This window comes from Geodermatophilus sp. SYSU D00697 (assembly GCF_054050175.1).
Window position 1 is genome coordinate 78,187 of sequence record NZ_JBJGYV010000016.1, and the last position, 16,933, is coordinate 95,119.

Below are 16,933 nucleotides of genomic sequence, written 5' to 3' on the forward strand. Positions count from 1 at the left end.
GGGGCAGGTGGCGATCACCCCGGACGACGGGCTGACCACGAGGGCCCGGCGCAACCGGCCGATCCTCGCCGTGCACACCGGCGAGATGAAGGGCAAGTCGACCGCCGCGTTCGGCATGGCGATGCGGGCGTGGAACCAGGGCTGGCCGATCGCGGTCTACCAGTTCGTCAAGAGCGCCAAGTGGAAGGTGGGCGAGGAGAACGCGCTCACCGCACTGGGCCGGCTGCACGAGCAGACCGGCGAGGGCGGGCCGGTGGTCTGGCACAAGATGGGCTCGGGTTGGAGCTGGTCGCGCCGCCAGGGCACCGAGGTCGACCACGCCGCCGACGCCGCCGAGGGCTGGGCGCAGATCAAGCGCGACCTCGCCGCGGAGGCGCACCGGTTCTACGTGCTCGACGAGTTCACCTACCCCCTGAAGTGGGGCTGGGTGGACGTCGACGACGTGGTGCGGACGCTGGTGGACCGCCCCGGCAGCCAGCACGTCGTCGTCACCGGCCGCGATGCCCCGCCGGCCCTGGTCGAGGCCGCCGACCTGGTCGTGGAGATGACCAAGGTCAAGCACCCGATGGACGCCGGCCAGAAGGGCCAGCGGGGGATCGAGTGGTGACCACCGCCGTCCCACGCGTGGTGGTCGCCGCCCCGTCGAGCAACGCGGGCAAGACGTCGGTCGCGACCGGACTGGTCGCCGCGCTCACCGCCCACGGGCTGGCCGTCTCCCCGCACAAGGTCGGGCCCGACTACATCGACCCCGGTTACACCGGCCTGGCCGCGGGCCGGCCCGGGCGCAACCTCGACCCGGTGCTCGCGGGCGAGCAGCGGGTGGTCCCGCTGTTCCTGCACGGGGCGCGCGGCGCCGACGTCGCGGTCGTCGAGGGCGTCATGGGCCTGTTCGACGGCGCCACCTCCCCCGCCGTCGAGCCGGGGTTCGCCTCGACCGCGCACGTCGCGCGGTTGCTGCGCGCGCCGGTCGTGCTCGTCGTCGACGCCTCGGCGCAGGCGCAGAGCGTCGCGGCGCTCGTGCACGGCTTCGCCACGTTCGACCCGACCGTGCGGATGGGCGGCGTCGTGCTCAACCGGGTGGGCAGCGACCGCCACGAGGAGATCCTGCGCGACGCCCTCGGCGGGTCCGGGGTGCCCGTGCTGGGGGCGATCCGGCGGCTCGACGAACTGGGCACCCCCTCCCGGCACCTGGGGCTGGTGCCCGCCGCCGAGCGGTCCACCGAGGCGCTGGCGACGGTGCGGCGGCTCGGCGAGGTGGTGGCGGGCGCGCTCGACCTGGACGCCGTCCTGCGGCTGGCCCGCTCGGCCCCGGCCCTGGACGCCGTCCCGTGGGACCCCGCTGCCGAGGTGGACCGGGTCGAGGGCCGGCCGCGGATCGCCGTCGCCGGGGGTGCGGCGTTCACCTTCGGCTACGCGGAGAACGCCGAGCTGCTGGAGGCCGCGGGCGCCGAGGTGGTGACCGTCGACCCGCTGCGCGACGAGCACCTGCCCGAGGGCACCGCGGGGCTGGTGGTCGGCGGGGGTTTCCCCGAGGTGCACGCCGCGGAGCTGTCGGCCAACGCCGCGCTGCGGGCCGAGGTCGCCGGGCTGGCGCAGCGGGGCGCCCCGGTCGCCGCCGAGTGCGCGGGGCTGCTGTACCTGGCCCGCAGCCTGGACGGCGCCCCGATGTGCGGCGTGCTGCCCGCCGACGCGGCCATGTCGCCGGGGCTCACCCTCGGCTACCGCGAGGCCGTCGCGCTCACCGACTCGGTGCTCGCCGCGGCCGGGACGCGGGTGCGCGGGCACGAGTTCCACCGCACGGTCGTCACGCCGGGCGCGGGGGCGGACCCGGCCTGGCGGTGGCCGGGATCCGGGCCGGAGGGGTTCGTCGCCGGGAGCGTGCACGCCTCGTACCTGCACCTGCACTGGGCCGGTTGCCCGGGGATGGCCTCCCGCCTCGTCGCCGCCGCAGCGCGGCTCCCGGAAGGGGCACCGCATGCACATCGCTGAGGGCTTCCTGCCCCCGGCCCACGCGATCGGCTGGACGGTCGCCGCGGCCCCGTTCGTGGTGCACGGCGCGCGGGCCGTGGTCAGGGAGGTCCGCGAGAACCCGGAGTCGACGCTGCTGCTCGGCGCCGCGGGGGCCTTCACCTTCGTGCTCAGCGCGATCAAGCTGCCGTCGGTGACCGGGAGCTCGAGCCACCCGACCGGCACGGGGCTGGGCGCGATCCTCTTCCGACCACCCGTGATGGCCCTGCTCGGCACCGTCGTCCTGCTGTTCCAGGCCCTGCTGCTGGCGCACGGTGGGCTCACCACGCTGGGTGCCAACGCGTTCTCCATGGCGGTCGTCGGCCCCTGGGCGGGCTTCGGCACGTACCTGCTCACCCGCCGGGTGAGCGGCAGCCTGCTCGGCGCGGTGTTCGCCGGCGTGGCGGTGGCCGACCTCGCCACCTACGTCACGACGTCGCTGCAGCTGGCGCTGGCGTTCCCCGACGCGGAGAGCGGCCTCGAGGGCGCCGCGGCCAAGTTCCTCGGCGTCTTCGCCGTCACCCAGGTCCCGCTCGCGCTGGCCGAGGGACTGCTCGGCGTCCTGCTGTTCCGGGTGCTCACCGTCAACGCCCGGCCGGAGCTGGAGCGGCTGGGCATCCTCCGCCGCTCGGCCGAGCCGTCGGCCGCCCCGGCGGCCGAGGAGGGGCAGCGGTGAACCGGCGGCACGTGGTCACCGCCCTGCTCGTGCTGGGCGTGGTCGCACTGGTCGTCGTCCCGATGGTCCTGCACGTCGGCAGCTCCGAGTTCGGCGGCACCGACGGCCGGGCCACCGAGCTGATCGAGGAGTCGGGCTACACCCCGTGGTTCGAGTCGGTCTTCTCCCCCGGGTCCGCCGAGCTCGAGTCCGGGCTGTTCGCCCTGCAGGCCGCGGCCGGCGCGGGGGTGCTCGGGTACGTGCTCGGCCGGCTGCACGGCCGGCGCGCCCTCCGCGAGGCCCGCGCGGCGGCGGAGTCGGAGCCGGCGACCGGGGCCGGACCGGCTCCCGCGGGGACCCCCGGGCAGTGAGCTCCCTGGCGATCGACGACGCCGCCTGGGCCAGCGCCTGGCGCCGCCGGGCCCCCGGCGACAAGCTGCTGCTGTCCCTGGGCCTGGTGGTCTGCGCGCTGGTGCTGCCGGCCTGGCCGGGCAGCCTCCTGGTCGGGGGAACCGCGGTCGTCCTCGCCCTCGGCCCCGCCCGGGTGCCGGCCCGCCTCTTCGGCCGGGTGGTGCGCTGGCCGCTGGCCTTCACCGCCGTCGGGACCCTCACCGCCGTGGTCTCGGTCGGCGACGACGGCCTGGGTTGGGCACCCGACGCCGCCGCGCGCGCCGGTGCCCTCGCCGGTCACGCACTGGCCGGGAGCGCGGCCGTGCTGCTGCTGGCCACCACCACCCCGGTGTCGGACCTGCTGCCGGCACTGCGGAGGCTGCGGGTGCCCGCGGCGGTGGTCGAGGTCGCCGCGGTGACCTACCGGATGCTGTTCGTGCTGCTGGGGAGCCTGCGCGCGGTCCGGGAGGCCCAGACGGCACGGATGGGCTACTCGACGTGGCGGCGGTCCTCCCGGTCGTCCGGGGCGCTGGCCGCCGCCGTGCTGACCCGCTCCTGGGACCGCGCCCGCCGCATGCAGGAGGGCCTGGCCGGCCGGGGCATGGAGACCGGTCTGCGGGTGCTCCCGGAGGCGCTCCCGTCGTCCCGGGCGTTCCTCGCGGGGACGGCCGCCGGGCTCGCGGCCCTGGTCTCGGTCGGGCTGCTCGCATGAGCCATCGCACGCTGACCGCCACGGGCCTGGTCGCCGGGTACGAGCGGGGCCGCCGCGTCCTCGACGGTGCCTCGCTGACCGTGCCGGCCGGACGGCGGCTCGCGGTGCTCGGCGCCAACGGCTCGGGCAAGACCACGCTGCTGCGGTGCCTGTCGGGCGCGCTGGTGCCGGTGGCCGGCACGGTCGCCGTCGACGGGGACCGGCTCCAGCACAGCCGCCGCGGCCTGCGGGCGCACCGGCAGGAGGTCCAGCTCGTCCTGCAGGACCCCGACGACCAGCTGTTCAGCGCCTCGGTGGCCCAGGACGTCTCGTTCGGCCCGCTCAACCTCGGGCTGGCGGAGGACGCCGTCCGCGCGCGGGTGACCGAGGCGCTGGACCTGCTCGGCGTGACGCAGCTGGCCGGCCGGCCCACCCACCAGCTCTCCTACGGGGAGCGCAAGCGGGTGGCGATCGCCGGCGCGGTCGCCATGCGGCCCTGCGTGCTGCTGCTCGACGAGCCCACCGCCGGGCTGGACCCGTCGGCGGTCGTCGAGGCGCTGGCCGCGCTCGAGCGGCTGCGGCAGAACGGCTCGACGGTGGTGATGAGCACCCACGACGTCGACCTGGCGCTGCGCTGGGCCGACGAGGTGGCCGTGGTCGTCGACCGCACGGTGGTGCAGGGTCCGCCCGCCGAGGTGCTCGCCGACGACACCCTGCTCGCCCGTGCCCGGCTCGACCGGCCCTGGGCGCTGACGGTCGGCGCCCGGCTGCGCGCGCTGGGCCTGCTCCCCGACGGCGCCCTCCCCCGCGACGCGGACGAGCTGCTGGCCGCCCTGCCCCAGGGGGCCGCACCGTGATCGTGGTCGGCGTCGGCGCGCGCCCCGGGGTCACCGCCGCGGAGGTCCTCGCCGCGGTGGACGCCGTCCTGGCCGCGGTGGACGCCGTCCTGCCCCCCGGTGCGGACGTCGTCCGGCTGGCCACGCTCGACGCCCGCGCCGGCGAGCCGGGCCTGGTGGAGGCCGCGGCCCGGCGCGGCTGGGAGCTGACGGCGCACCCCGCCGTCGCGCTGGCCGCCGTCCCGGTGCCCTCGCCGTCGGCGCGGGTGGCCGCCGCGGTCGGGACGCCGTCGGTCGCCGAGGCCGCGGCGCTGCTCGGCGGCGGCACGCTGCTGGTCGGGCGCACGGTGGTCGGCCCGGTCACGGTGGCGGTGGCCGATGCCTGAGCCCGACCTCGACCACCACGGCGACGCCGAGCTCGCCCCGGGCCTGGTCGACCTCGCCGTCAACGTGCGCCCCGGCACCCCGCCGGCGTGGCTGCGGGCGGTGCTGCACGAGGCGCTCGACGCCAGCGCCGCCTATCCCGACGCCGGCCCCGCCCGCGCCGCGGTCGCCGCGGCCCACGGCCGCCCGACCGGGGAGGTGCTGCTCACCGCGGGTGCGGCCGAGGCGTTCACGCTGGTCGCCCGCGCGCTGCGGCCACGCCGGGCGGTCGTCGTCCACCCGTCGTTCACCGCGCCGGAGGCCGCGCTGCGCGCCGCGGGGCACCCGGTCCAGCGGCACCTGCTGGCGGCGCCGGGGTACCGGCTGGACCCGGCTGCCGTGCCCGACGAGGCCGACCTGGTCGTGCTCGGCAACCCGACCAACCCGACGTCGGTGCTGCACGCCGCGGAGGACGTCGCCGCGCTGGCCCGGCCCGGTCGGGTGCTCGTGGTCGACGAGGCGTTCGCCGACACCGTGCCCGGCGAGCCCGAGTCGCTGGCCGGCCGCCGCGACCTGCCGGGGCTGCTCGTGGTCCGCAGCCTGACCAAGACCTGGGGCCTGGCCGGGCTCCGGGTGGGCTACTGCCTGGGCCCGGCCGACCTGGTGGCGACCCTCGCCGCCGCCCAGCCGCCCTGGCCGCTGGGCACCCCGGCCCTGGCCGCGCTCGTCGCGTGCACCGGCCCGGAGGCGCGCGCCGAGGCCGTCGCGGCGGCCCACCACCTCATCGACCACCGCGAGGTGCTGCTGCACGCCCTGCCGCCGGGGGTGGAGGTGCTCGGGCGGCCCCGGTCGTCTTTCGTGCTGCTGCGGGTCCCCGACGGCGAGCGCGTCCGGACGGAGCTGCGCGCGCGGGGCTGGGCGGTGCGCCGGGGCGACACCTTCCCCGGCCTGGACGGCGACCACCTGCGCGTCGCCGTCCGCGCTCCGGCCACCTCGCGTGCGTTCGCCGCCGAGCTGGCTGCGATCCTGGAGGCGATCCCTCCCGCGCCACCGACGCCGCGGGCCGCGCCCCGCCTGCCCGAGGAGATCCCCTGAGCACCGACCCGGCCCCGTTCGCGGGCACCCTGCTGGGCGACACGATCGCCGCGATCGCGCCGCGCGACGCCGCGGCCGAGCGCGCCGCCCGCGACCGGCTGGACCGGATGACCAAGCCGCCGGGCTCCCTGGGCGTGCTCGAGGACGTCGCGGCGCAGCTGGCCGGCACCACCGGCGCGTGCCCGGCGCCGCTGCCCACCCCGGCTGCGGTCGCGGTCTTCGCCGGCGACCACGGCGTGCACGCCCAGGGGGTGACGCCCTGGCCGCAGGAGGTCACCGCGCAGATGGTGGTCAACCTCGCCCACGGGGGTGCGGTGGTGAACGCGTTCGCCGCCCAGCTCGGCGCGGACGTGGTGGTCGTGGACGTCGGGGTCGCCACCGGCTACGCGGTCGAGCCCAGCCCGGCGCTGCTCCCCCGCAAGGTGCGGCCCGGCACCGCCGACCTCGCCGTCGGCCCGGCCATGACCTCCGACGAGGCCCGGCGGGCCGTCGAGGTCGGGATCGAGGTCGCCACCGACCTCGCCGCCGACCACGGCTGCCTGGTCACCGGCGACATGGGCATCACCAACACGACCGCGTCGGCCGCGCTGGTCTGTGCGTTCACCGGCGCGACCCCCGCGGAGGCGACCGGCCGGGGCACCGGCGTCGACGACCCGACGCTGGCCCGCAAGGTCGCGGTCGTCTCCCGCGCGGTCGGCCGCGTGCCGGTCCGGCCGACGACGCCCGAGGCGGCGCTGGCCGTCCTCGCCGAGGTGGGTGGCCTGGAGCACGCCGCGCTGGCCGGGTTCGTCCTCGGCGCCGCGGCCGCCCGCGTGCCGGTGCTGCTGGACGGCGTGATCGCGGGCTCCGCCGCGCTGGTGGCCGCCGCGCTGTGCCCGACCGCGCTGGAGCACGCGCTGGCCGGGCACGCGTCGGCCGAGCCCGGGCACGCGATCGCCCTGCGCGCGTTGCGTCTGCGGCCGCTGCTCGGGCTCGACCTGCGCCTCGGCGAGGGCACCGGCGCCCTGCTGGCGCTGCCGCTGGTGGCCAGCGCCGCGCGGGCGTTGCGCGACGTGGCCACGTTCGACTCCGCCGGCGTGACGGAGAAGGCCCGGTGAGCCAGTTCGCGAGCTCCCGCACGACCGCGGCGACGCCGTTCCCGCCCGCGACGGGCGCCGGCGAGGAGCGACCGTGAACGCCACCCCCGTCGACCCGGCCTCCGGGGTGGTCTACCCCGTGGGCCTGCGGCTGCTCGACCGCCGGGTCGTGGTCGTGGGCGGCGGCCAGGTCGCCCACCGCCGCGTGGCCGGCCTGCTGGAGGCCCGGGCACGGGTGACCGTGGTCAGCCCGGAGGTCACCCCGGCCCTGGAGGCGCTGGTGGGTCCGGGGGCGGTCACCTGGGTGCGCCGTTCCTACCGGCCCGGCGACCTCGACGGCGCCTGGTACGCGGTCGCCGCCACCGACGACCCCGCGGTCAACGCCACGGTCGCCGAGGAGGCCGAGCGGGCCCGGGTCTTCTGCGCCCGCGCCGACGACCGGTCCGCGTCCAGCGTCTGGACCCCCGCCGTCGGCCGGCAGGGGGACCTCGTCGTGGGCGTCCACGGCGGCGGGGACCCCCAGCGGGCCGTCGCCGTCCGGGACGCGGTCGTCGCCGGGCTGACCGACGGCAGCATCCGCGACCGGGCGGCCCGCGCCATGCCCGAGGGCCGGCCGGGGACCGTCGTCCTCGTCGGCGGCGGCCCCGGCGACCCGGGGTTGATCACCGTGCGCGGCCAGCAGGCGGTGTCGCAGGCCGACGTCGTCGTGGCCGACCACCTCGCGCCGCAGTCACTGCTCGCTTCCCTGCCGCCCGACGTCGAGGTCATCGACGCCTCGAAACTGCCTCGCGGCCGGTACATGGCCCAGGAGCAGATCAACGCGCTGCTGGTCGAGCACGCCAGGACCGGGAAGCGGGTGGTGCGGCTCAAGGGCGGCGACCCGTTCGTCTTCGGCCGCGGGATGGAGGAGTTGGCGGCCTGCGCGGCGGCCGGCGTCCCGGTCGAGGTGGTCCCCGGGGTGACCAGCGCGATCGGCGTCCCCGGGCTGGCCGGCATCCCGGTCACCCACCGTGGACTCACCCACGAGTTCGCCGTCGTCTCCGGGCACGTGCCGCCCGGGCACCCGCAGTCGCTGGTGGACTGGGCCGCGCTCGGGCGGCTGCGCGGCACCCTCGTCGTCCTCATGGGCGTGGACACCGCCCCGGCGATCGCCGCGGCCCTCGTCGAGCACGGCCGCGACCCGGAGACCCCGGTCGCCGTCGTCGCCGACGGCTCGACGCCCACCCAGCGCACGGTGCGCACCACCCTCGCCGGCCTGGGCAGGACGCTGGCCGAGGAGGGCATCCGGCCGCCCGCCGTCTGGGTCGTCGGCGAGGTGGTGCGGCTCGCCGCGGAACTCGGCGCCCCCCGCTGACGGCCGGCGCCCCTCGCTGACGGCCCGCTGGCGTTCTCCCGGGGAGCCCGCGGGCGTTCCCGCGGAGACGTCCTCCGACCCCGGCGGGAGCTCGCCCCGGGCCTGCGGAGGACGGGGTCCTCCGTCAGGCCACGGCGGCGAGCCGTCCGGCGTTCTCGGCGGCGAGCCGTCGTTCGAGGTCACGGTTGCCCAGCAGGACGCCGACCACGTAGGCGAGGTCCATCGGCTCACCGTTGACCGGCAGGGCGTCGGGCAGGTCGGGTGCCCGGTCGGGGAAGAGCAGTCGCGTGATGTCGGCTACCGCACCGACGCCCGCCGGCCGGTCCTGACCCGCGAGCCGGTCCTGACCCGCGAGCCGTTCCAGACCGGTGAGCCGGTCCTGCGCCTCCGGTCGCGCTGCGGTGGCGGGTCGGCGGTCCGCCACGGAGTCGATCGGAGAGACCCCGGCGGAGCAGTCGTCCGCGACGGCCGTGGTGGGGGCACCCGGAGCCGGCAGTCCCCCGCGGAAGGCGGCGTCGGCCGGGCCCCAGACGCGGCGGCCGTCAGGCGACGTGACGACGAGCTCTCCGTCGCGGCGGGTCATGACCAGGTCCAGGTCGTGGGCCAGGCCGTGGTCGGTGTCGCAGAGCAGCACCATGTTGGCGACGTCGGTCGCCCCACCGAACAGCCAGTGCCGCATGTGGTGCGCGTGCAGCCGCTCGATGCGGGTCTCGGCGCAGCCGGGGCGGGCGCAGCCACCGTCGCGGCGGTGCAGGGCCCGGCGCTGGGCACGGGTGGCGAAGCGCTTCGTGCGGCCGACGGCCAGCGGCTCGCGGCCGCGCTCCAGCATCGTCACGACGGTCGCCTCGCACAGCATCCGCCGGACGTGAGCGGGGTGGAGCGCCGGACCGCCCTCGAGATGGGCGCGGCCGGCCGCGGCGTCGGCGGCGATGACTGCGGCGTCGGCGTGGACCACCACCTCGCGGCGCGGGGGATCGCCCGGCCGCCGGTCGGCGTCGGCGGCCGCGGCGGCCAGTCGTGCGACCGCCGCACAGCGCCGCTCCGTGGTCCGCTCCCGGGCCAGCGCCACCTCGTCGTCCTCCGCCCGGCCCCCGTCGCCCTCGGCGAAGCCCCCATCGCCCTCGGCGAAGCCCCCATCGCCCTCGGCGAGGCCCCCGTCGCCCGCGGCGACGCCCTGGTCGGTCCGCGCGGCAGCAGCGTCCCGCTTGGATGCGGCCCGCTCCCGGCGGGCGGTGCGCTCGGCCAGGGAGTCGACACCCGCCAGGAAGGCCGCGCCCTCCTCGGCGTCCAGGCACATCCGGACGTGCAGCATCCCGTCGTCGTCCCACCAGTGGTCGAAGCGGCGCTTGACGGCGACGGTGCCGGCGTCGACGGCGTCGGACCTGCGCCACTCGCGGACCACCCGCTCCAGCTGCGAGGCGGTGAGCTCGTGCGCCAGTTCCAGCAACGCCGGCTCCGTGTCCGGCTCGGCGACCCGGGTGAGCGCCCGGACCTTGGCGTAGGACAGCCGTCCGGCGGCGAAGGCATCTGCGGTCGCCGGCAGCGCGGTCAGCGCGCGGGCCACCCGGACGTGCTCGCGGGCCGCACCGGGCGACAGGCCGCACTGCCAGGCCAGCCAGTGGGCACACGAGCGGATGCCGATCGCGCCCCACCCCTCGCGGCGGTCGAACTCCGCGACGAGTGTCAGCCACGCCGCGGTGGCCGCGGCCAGCCGCACCGCACCGCTGGTGATGCGCCGTGCGAGCTCCTCGAGCGACAGCTCCGCTTCCTGCACCGCGACCCCTCCTCGATCGAACGAGTGTTCGGAGAGTAGGTCGCGGGGGCGACAGTTCCGCAGGTCAGCGACCCGCGACGTCTCCACAGACTGCGCGGCGGGGAGTCATGCCGGGTCATGGTGTTCCCGCGGGAGCACCGGACCGGCTCAGCGGCCGGGTCGCGGCGGTCCCGCGGGAACGCCGGACGGGCCCAGTCGGCCGGGTGCCCGCGACCCGGCGGGAACGCCCGCGGGCGGTCAGCCGGCCCCGCTGACCGCGCGGGCCCGCAGCTCCCGGACGGCCGCGGCCGGGTCGTCGGCGTACAGGGCCACGCGGGCCACCGGCCCGTCCTGACCCGGGACCTGTACCGGCGGTTCGCAGCGCACCTCGACGTTCGTGTCGCCCATGACCGAGACGACCAGCCGGTCGCCCTCGCGGACGACGGTGCGCCGGTGCCCCGTCTCGACGCTGCGCCGCACCGCGGCCAGCCCGGCCAGCGGCACGACCACCGACCGGAAGTGGCCGAACCGCACCACCAGCTCGCCGTCCCGGACGACGTGCGGGTGCTGGCGCAGCGAGAGGCTGAAGCCGACCATCCACATCAGCGCGTAGACCGACACCGCCAGCAGAACCCACCGCGCGACCTCCCACGGCAGCAGCACGTGGACCACCAGGGTCTCGAGCACGCCCAGCGCGCACAGCACGCCCACCACGAGGCCGAAGCGGCCGGCGTAGGGAAGCGCCACCTCCCCCGGCCGGACGTCGTCGCGACCGCGCACCCCGTCGGCGAGCGCCCGGGCGATGCCGGCCTCCGACCGCACCACGCTCTGCAGCAACCCCATGCCGCCATGTAAGCAGTTGTACTGCCAATGTAGTAGACCTACTATCCCCCCACCGACGAGCCCCGAGGGAGTGGCGCATGAGTGGGGACGCGCACGACCGGCCCGCCGTCCGGGTCCGCGGCCTGCGGATGAGGTACGGCCAGCACGAGGTCCTCACCGGCGTCGACTTCGACGTGCACGCCGGCGAGGTGGTCTGCCTCCTGGGACCCAACGGCGCCGGCAAGACGACCACGATCGAGGTGCTGGAGGGCTTCCGGCTGCGCTCGGCCGGCCAGGTCGAGGTGCTCGGCGTGGACCCGGCCTCCGCCGACGACGCGTGGCGGGCCCGCGTCGGCGTCGTCCTGCAGTCCTGGCGCGACCACGCCCGCTGGACGCCGCGCCGGCTGCTCACCCAGCTGGGCGGCTACTACCGGCCCTACGCCACCCCGGAGCGGCCCCGCCCCTATGACGTCGACTGGCTGCTGGAGACCGTCGGTCTCACCGCGGACGCCGACCGCCGGATCTCCACCCTCTCCGGAGGCCGCCGGCGCCGGCTGGACGTCGCGGTCGGCATCATCGGCCGCCCCGAGCTGCTGTTCCTCGACGAGCCGACCGCCGGTTTCGACCCGCAGGCCCGCCGGGACTTCCACGACCTGGTGCACCGGCTCTCCGACCTGGAGGGCACGAGCATCCTGCTCACCACGCACGACCTCGGCGAGGCCGAGCGGCTGGCCGACCGGATCCTCATCCTCGCCGACGGCCGGATCGTCGCCGACGGCAGCGCCGAGGCCCTGACCCGGCAGGTCGCCGGCACCAGCGAGGTGCGCTGGACCCGCGGCGGCGAGCGGTTCGTGCACGCCACCGAGGACTCCACGGCCTTCGTCCGGCGACTGTTCGAGCAGTACGGCGACGAGATCGCCGACCTCGAGGTGCACCGGGCCAGCCTGGAGGACACCTACATCGAGATGGTCGCCCGGCACGAGTCCGGCAGCCGGGCCGAGCTGGCGGAGGTGACCCGGTGACCCGGAGCGTCGAGGGCGGCGGGCGGGTCGGCGCCGCGTACGCGGTCCGGCTCGGCCTGCGGCGGGGCTGGACGGAGTTCCTGCTCAGCGTGCGCAGCGCGCAGGACCAGGGCTTCTACCTGTTCATGGGCGTGGGCACGCTGGTCTTCCTGTGGTTCAACCGCGACACCGAGGTCGAGGGCACCAGCCTGCTCTACCCGTCGGTCGCACTGCCGAGCATCCTCGCCGCGCTGGCGGCCTTCGGCGTGGTCATCGGCCCGGCGTTCGCGCTGGCGATGGAGCGCGAGGACGGCACGCTGCTGCGGCACAAGGCGCTGCCGCACGGCATGGAGGGCTACGTCACCGGCCAGGTGGTCTACCACTCGCTGAGCCTGTTCCCGATGCTGCTGGTGATCCTCGTGCCCGGCGCCCTGCTCTTCGACGGCGTCATGCCGCGGGGCGCCGGCGGCTGGCTCACCGTCGCGTGGGTGCTGTCCCTGGGCCTGCTGGCCACCCTGCCGCTGGGGATGGTCCTGGGCGCGGTGGTGCCCGGCACGCAGAAGGTCGGCACGTGGGGGATGCTGCCGGTCACGGTCGTGACGGTGGTCTCCGGGATCTTCTTCCCCGTGCAGGCGCTGTGGGGGTGGGTGCAGACCGTCGCGCAGGTGTTCCCCACCTACTGGATCGGCCTGGGCATGCGCTCGGCGTTCCTGCCCGACTCGGCGGCCGCGGTCGAGCTGGGCGGCTCGTGGCGGACCGGGCAGGTCGTCCTCGTGCTCGCCGCCTGGGCGGTCGCCGGGCTGCTGGTGACCCCGGTGGTGCTGCGGCGCATGGCGCGGCGGCAGTCCGGCTCGCAGGTGGCGGCGGCCCGCGATGCGGCGCTGCAGTGGGTCCGGTGAGTTCGGAGCGCACGGGGGACGCCGTCTACAACCGCATCGCCCTGCTCCGCGCCGAGCAGGGCGTCACCCGGCGGGAGCTGGCCGACGCCCTGGGCGTCCACTACCAGACCATCGGCTACCTGGAGCGCGGCGAGTACAACCCCAGCCTGCACCTGGCGCTGCGCATCGCGGAGTTCTTCGGCGTCCCGGTCGAGGTCGTCTTCTCCACGAGGCCGTTCCCGCGGATCAGCGACCTCGCCGGGCCCGCCGACGGGAACCGCCCGGCCGCCGCCGGCTGAGCGGCTCCGGGAGGATGCCGGGGTGCCCCGCCTGCTCGTCGTCCACCACACCCCCTCCCCCGCGATGCAGGCGGTGCTCGAGGCGGTGCGGGAGGGTGCCGCCCTGGTGGAGGAGGTCGAGCTCGCCGTCCGCCCGGCGCTGTCGGCCGGACCGGCGGACCTGCTCGCCGCCGACGGCGTGCTGCTCGGGACCCCGGCCAACATCGGCTACATGTCCGGCGCGCTCAAGCACTTCTTCGACACCGTGTACTACCCGTGCCTGGACGCCACGGTCGGGCTGCCCTTCGGCGTCTACGTGCACGGCAACGACGACACCGCAGGTGCGCTGGCCAGCGTCCAACGGATCGCCGGCGCGCTGCGCTGGAAGCTGGTCGCTGCACCGCTGGGCCTCACCGGCGCGCCCGGCCCGGCCGACCTCGAGGCCTGCCGGGAGCTGGCCGCCACCGTCGCGGTCAGCCTCTAGATGTTGGCGCCGTCCGGCGGCGGGTCGTCGGGCAGCGGCGCGGCGAACCCACCCCCGTCCGCCGAGGGCGGGGTCATGCCGACGGTGTAGGCCGTCATCGACAGCGAGCCGTAGGCGTAGCCGTCGACCAGGACGTCGGCGGTGGTCCCGGTCGCCCCCGCCATCCCGGCGATGTACAGCAGCGGCAGGAAGTGGTCCGGTGTCGGGACGGCGAGGTCGTAGTCGCGGTGCCCGTCGAGGCGGAGGACCTCGGTCGGCTCCAGCTGCATGAACTCCTGCGCCTGCTCGTCGAACCGGCGCGCCCAGTCGAAGCCACCGTCGGGCATCGCGCGGCTGACCCCGCCGAGGTTGTGGACGACGTTCCCGCTGCCGATCACCAGGACGCCGTCCTCCCGCAGCGGTGCCAGCGAGGCGCCGAGCTGCAGGTGGTAGTCGAACGGCTTGAGCGCGTTGATCGACAGCTGCACGACCGGGATGTCGGCGCCGGGGAAGGCGTGCCGCAGCACCGACCAGGTGCCGTGGTCGATCCCCCAGCTGTCCAGGTCCGCGCCCACCCAGGTCGGGTGCACGACGTCGGCGACCTCCTGGTGGAGCTCCGGCAGGCCCGGCGCGTCGTAGCTGACCTCGAACAACTCGCGGGGGAAGCCGAAGAAGTCGTGGATGGTGCGCGGCCGCGGCATCGCCGTCACGGCCGTGGCGTGCACGTACCAGTGCGCCGAGACGACGAGGATCGCCCGCGGCCGGGGCACCGACTCCCCGAACGCCCGCCAGGCCTCGGTGTAGCGGTTCTTCTCCAGGGCGTTCATCGGGTTGCCGTGGCCGAAGAACGCGGCGGGCATGACCGTCATGGACCCCTCCCCCTGCCGGCGCCGGTCGGTCGATCATCTCCCGCACCCGGCCCCGAGGCGAGATCGACCGCCCTCACCCCGCGTCGGACCCGCTGGTCATCCCGCGTTGGACGTCGGCGGGACGCGCCGCAGCGCCGGCGAGAGCCAGCGCGCCCCGGGCCCCTCGCCCGCCGCGACGTCCCCGGGGTTGGACAGCGCGCACCGCGTCAGGGACAGGCAGCCGCAGCCGATGCACGAGGACAGCCCGTCGCGCAGCTGCACCAGCGCCGCGATCTGCTCGTCGAGCCGGTCCCGCCAGCCCTGCGACAGCCGGGCCCAGTCCCGCGCGGACGGCGTCCGTCCCTCCGGCAGCGCCGACAGCGCCGTCCGGATCTCCGGCAGGGTCAGCCCCACGTTCTGCGCGGCCCGGATGAACGCCAGCCGGCGCAGCACGCTGCGCGGGAAGCGGCGCGCACCACCGGCGGTCCGGGACGCCGAGACCAGCCCCTGCGCCTCGTAGTACCGCAGCGCCGACGCGGCGATCCCGGCCCGCTCGGCCACCTGCCCGATGGTCAGCTCCTCGGCCACGACGACCTCCCTTGCTCAAGTCGACTCCAAGTATTGACCTCAAGTGCGGTTGAAGATCCACCGTGGCCCCATGACTCGCACAGCACTGGTCACCGGAGCGTCCCGCGGCCTCGGCGCCGCCCTCACCCAGGCCCTCGCCCGCCGCGGCTGGCGGCTCGTCGTCGACGGCCGCGACCCCGACCGCCTGGCCGCGGCGGTCGCCGCGCTGCCGCGTCCCGACCTGGTCACGGCGGTCCCCGGCGACGTCGCCGACCCCGCCCACCGGGCCGCCCTCGCCGCGGCCGTGCCCGACCGCCTGGACCTCCTGGTCAACAACGCCAGCGAGCTGGGCCCGACCCCGCTCCCCCGCCTCGCCGACCTGCCCGCGGCCGCCCTCGAGCGGGTGCTGGCGGTCAACACCGTCGCCCCCCTGGCGCTGCTGCAGGCGGTGCTGCCGGCGCTCGAGCGGGCCGGCGGCACGGTGCTGCACGTGAGCAGCGACGCCGCGGTCGAGGCCTACGAGGGCTGGGGCGGGTACGGCGCGAGCAAGGCGGCGCTGGACCAGCTCACCGCCGTCCTCGCCGTCGAGCACCCCGCACTGCGCGTCCACGCCGTCGACCCCGGCGACATGGCCACGGACATGCACCGCGCCGCCGACCCCGACGCGACCGGGCTGCCGGCCCCGGAGTCGGTCGTCCCGGCGCTGCTGCGGCTGGTGGACGGGGACGTGCCCAGCGGCCGGTACCGGGCCGCCGAGCTCGCCGCGACGGCGGAGGCGGGCCGGTGAGCACCGTGGTCATGGGCGCCGAGGCCACGGCGCCGCCCGAGCACCGCGGCCTGACCCGCGACGGCGTCCGGCTGCTGGTCGCCCGGCCCGGCGAGCTGCGCGACGCCGTCTTCCGCGACCTCCCCGAGCACCTCGAGCCCGGCGACCTCGTCGTGGTCAACACCTCGGCGACGCTGCCCGCCCGGCTCGACGTCCGCCGCGCCGACGGCACGACCGTCCCGCTGCACGTGTCGACGGAACTCGACGACGGCGACTGGGTGGTCGAGGTGCGGCGTCCGGGCGGCGACGGACCCGACCGCGGCGTGGAGCCGGGCAGCGAGCTGCACCTCCCCGGCGGGGTGCGGCTGCGGCTGCTGGCGGCGTTCCCGGACCCGGGCCGGCCCTCGCGGCTGTGGCGGGCCCGGCCCGAGCCGCACGTCGACCGGGTCGCGTACCTGCCGGCACACGGGCAGCCGATCCGCTACGGCTACGTCCGCGGCGCGCTGACCCTCGCCGACGCGCAGAACGTCTACGCGACCGAGCCGGGCAGCGCGGAGAACGCCAGCGCCGGCCGGCCGTTCACCGAGCGGCTGCTCGTGCGGTTGATGGCCCGAGGGGTGCCCGTCGTCCCGATCGTGCTGCACGCCGGGGTCTCCAGCCCCGAGCTGCACGAGCCGCCGTCACCGGAGCGCTTCGGCGTCCCGGAGGTCACCGCGCGGCTGGTCAACGCCACCCGGCAGGCCGGACGGCGGGTGGTCGCCGTCGGCACGACCGTCACCCGGGCCCTGGAGACCGCGACCGGGGAGGACGGCGTCACGCGCCCCGCCGCCGGCTGGACCGACCTCGTCCTCGGCCCCGACCGCCCCGCCCGAGCGGTCACCGGCCTGGTCACCGGACTGCACGCACCGGACGCGAGCCACCTGCTGCTGCTCCAGGCGGTCGCCGGGCGGGCCCTCGTCGAGCGGGCCTACGCCCACGCCGCCGCGGGCAGCTACCTCTGGCACGAGTACGGCGACACCATGCTGTTCCTGCCGTGAGCCGGTCGCGACGGCGCACGGGTCCCGCGCCGTCGCACTCCGGTGGCAGGACC

The 16,933-nt window shown here is 76.8% G+C and carries 20 protein-coding genes; 16 read left to right on the forward strand and 4 right to left on the reverse strand.

Annotated features, from left to right (window positions below; translation table 11 throughout):
* The first annotated feature begins 7 nt into the window (after nucleotides 1-7).
* The 10 genes from cobO (at nucleotide 8) to cobA (ending at nucleotide 8,467) form a co-directional block, all read left to right on the forward strand.
* On the forward strand, nucleotides 8-607 hold the full coding sequence (cobO, locus tag ACI79C_RS15260; RefSeq protein WP_456946509.1) for a cob(I)yrinic acid a,c-diamide adenosyltransferase: 600 nt from the start codon (nucleotides 8-10) through the stop codon (nucleotides 605-607).
* Nucleotides 604-1,989, forward strand: a complete 1,386-nt coding sequence (locus ACI79C_RS15265) for a cobyrinate a,c-diamide synthase (RefSeq protein WP_456946510.1) — start codon at nucleotides 604-606, stop codon at nucleotides 1,987-1,989. The genes cobO and ACI79C_RS15265 overlap by 4 nt, the downstream gene beginning before the upstream one ends.
* Nucleotides 1,976-2,683 carry an energy-coupling factor ABC transporter permease gene (locus ACI79C_RS15270; RefSeq protein WP_456946511.1) on the forward strand — a complete coding sequence of 236 codons (708 nt, stop codon included), beginning with the start codon at nucleotides 1,976-1,978 and terminating at the stop codon, nucleotides 2,681-2,683. The genes ACI79C_RS15265 and ACI79C_RS15270 overlap by 14 nt, the downstream gene beginning before the upstream one ends.
* The gene (locus ACI79C_RS15275) at nucleotides 2,680-3,033 is read left to right on the forward strand and encodes an energy-coupling factor ABC transporter substrate-binding protein (protein ID WP_456946512.1); all 354 of its coding nucleotides are present in this window, start codon (nucleotides 2,680-2,682) and stop codon (nucleotides 3,031-3,033) included. Before ACI79C_RS15270 ends, ACI79C_RS15275 begins: the two co-directional genes overlap by 4 nt.
* Complete coding sequence (cbiQ, locus tag ACI79C_RS15280) at nucleotides 3,030-3,764, forward strand: cobalt ECF transporter T component CbiQ (protein ID WP_456946513.1); 735 nt, start codon at nucleotides 3,030-3,032, stop codon at nucleotides 3,762-3,764. Before ACI79C_RS15275 ends, cbiQ begins: the two co-directional genes overlap by 4 nt.
* Entirely contained in the window at nucleotides 3,761-4,600 is an 840-nt protein-coding gene (locus ACI79C_RS15285; RefSeq protein WP_456946514.1) for an energy-coupling factor ABC transporter ATP-binding protein, read from the forward strand. The genes cbiQ and ACI79C_RS15285 overlap by 4 nt, the downstream gene beginning before the upstream one ends.
* Nucleotides 4,597-4,965, forward strand: a complete 369-nt coding sequence (locus ACI79C_RS15290; protein WP_456946515.1) for a cobalamin biosynthesis protein — start codon at nucleotides 4,597-4,599, stop codon at nucleotides 4,963-4,965. The genes ACI79C_RS15285 and ACI79C_RS15290 overlap by 4 nt, the downstream gene beginning before the upstream one ends.
* Complete coding sequence (cobC, locus tag ACI79C_RS15295) at nucleotides 4,958-6,037, forward strand: Rv2231c family pyridoxal phosphate-dependent protein CobC (protein ID WP_456946516.1); 1,080 nt, start codon at nucleotides 4,958-4,960, stop codon at nucleotides 6,035-6,037. The genes ACI79C_RS15290 and cobC overlap by 8 nt, the downstream gene beginning before the upstream one ends.
* 44 nt (nucleotides 6,038-6,081) lie before the next feature.
* Nucleotides 6,082-7,134: a nicotinate-nucleotide--dimethylbenzimidazole phosphoribosyltransferase gene (gene cobT / locus ACI79C_RS15300; RefSeq protein ID WP_456946557.1), complete on the forward strand. Its 1,053-nt coding sequence runs from the start codon at nucleotides 6,082-6,084 to the stop codon at nucleotides 7,132-7,134.
* Nucleotides 7,135-7,207: 73 nt separating this feature from the next.
* Nucleotides 7,208-8,467: a uroporphyrinogen-III C-methyltransferase gene (cobA, locus tag ACI79C_RS15305; protein ID WP_456946517.1), complete on the forward strand. Its 1,260-nt coding sequence runs from the start codon at nucleotides 7,208-7,210 to the stop codon at nucleotides 8,465-8,467.
* 124 nt (nucleotides 8,468-8,591) lie between these two features.
* On the opposite strand, the gene ACI79C_RS15310 is transcribed toward cobA, so the two are convergent.
* Both ACI79C_RS15310 and ACI79C_RS15315 read right to left on the reverse strand, forming a co-directional pair.
* A complete protein-coding gene (locus ACI79C_RS15310; protein ID WP_456946518.1) occupies nucleotides 8,592-10,241 on the reverse strand; it encodes a DUF222 domain-containing protein in 1,650 nt (549 codons plus the stop codon).
* Between the two features lie 237 nt (nucleotides 10,242-10,478).
* A complete protein-coding gene (locus ACI79C_RS15315; protein ID WP_456946519.1) occupies nucleotides 10,479-11,063 on the reverse strand; it encodes a hypothetical protein in 585 nt (194 codons plus the stop codon).
* Between the two features lie 77 nt (nucleotides 11,064-11,140).
* On the opposite strand from ACI79C_RS15315, the gene ACI79C_RS15320 reads away from it, so the two are divergent.
* From ACI79C_RS15320 to ACI79C_RS15335, 4 genes are read left to right on the forward strand one after another with little or no spacing between them, the layout of a single operon-like run.
* Entirely contained in the window at nucleotides 11,141-12,064 is a 924-nt protein-coding gene (locus ACI79C_RS15320) for an ABC transporter ATP-binding protein (RefSeq protein ID WP_456946520.1), read from the forward strand.
* Nucleotides 12,061-12,942 carry an ABC transporter permease gene (locus tag ACI79C_RS15325; protein WP_456946521.1) on the forward strand — a complete coding sequence of 294 codons (882 nt, stop codon included), beginning with the start codon at nucleotides 12,061-12,063 and terminating at the stop codon, nucleotides 12,940-12,942. Before ACI79C_RS15320 ends, ACI79C_RS15325 begins: the two co-directional genes overlap by 4 nt.
* Nucleotides 12,939-13,220, forward strand: a complete 282-nt coding sequence (locus ACI79C_RS15330; protein WP_456946522.1) for a helix-turn-helix transcriptional regulator — start codon at nucleotides 12,939-12,941, stop codon at nucleotides 13,218-13,220. The genes ACI79C_RS15325 and ACI79C_RS15330 overlap by 4 nt, the downstream gene beginning before the upstream one ends.
* 22 nt (nucleotides 13,221-13,242) lie before the next feature.
* Complete coding sequence (locus ACI79C_RS15335; protein ID WP_456946523.1) at nucleotides 13,243-13,683, forward strand: flavodoxin family protein; 441 nt, start codon at nucleotides 13,243-13,245, stop codon at nucleotides 13,681-13,683.
* Here the strand turns inward: ACI79C_RS15335 and ygiD are convergent.
* Together ygiD and soxR are read right to left on the reverse strand one after the other, a co-directional pair.
* Entirely contained in the window at nucleotides 13,680-14,531 is an 852-nt protein-coding gene (gene ygiD / locus ACI79C_RS15340) for a 4,5-DOPA-extradiol-dioxygenase (RefSeq protein ID WP_456946524.1), read from the reverse strand. The genes ACI79C_RS15335 and ygiD overlap by 4 nt on opposite strands.
* Nucleotides 14,532-14,627: 96 nt before the next feature.
* Nucleotides 14,628-15,098, reverse strand: coding sequence for a redox-sensitive transcriptional activator SoxR (gene soxR / locus ACI79C_RS15345; protein ID WP_456946525.1), 471 nt, complete (start codon nucleotides 15,096-15,098; stop codon nucleotides 14,628-14,630).
* Between the two features lie 70 nt (nucleotides 15,099-15,168).
* Here soxR and ACI79C_RS15350 point away from each other — a divergent pair, with 70 nt between their 5' ends.
* Nucleotides 15,169-15,864 carry an SDR family NAD(P)-dependent oxidoreductase gene (locus tag ACI79C_RS15350; protein WP_456946526.1) on the forward strand — a complete coding sequence of 232 codons (696 nt, stop codon included), beginning with the start codon at nucleotides 15,169-15,171 and terminating at the stop codon, nucleotides 15,862-15,864.
* Nucleotides 15,861-16,880 (forward strand): S-adenosylmethionine:tRNA ribosyltransferase-isomerase, encoded by a 1,020-nt coding sequence (locus ACI79C_RS15355; protein ID WP_456946527.1) that lies wholly within the window; start codon nucleotides 15,861-15,863, stop codon nucleotides 16,878-16,880. The genes ACI79C_RS15350 and ACI79C_RS15355 overlap by 4 nt, the downstream gene beginning before the upstream one ends.
* The last annotated feature ends 53 nt before the right edge of the window (nucleotides 16,881-16,933 follow it).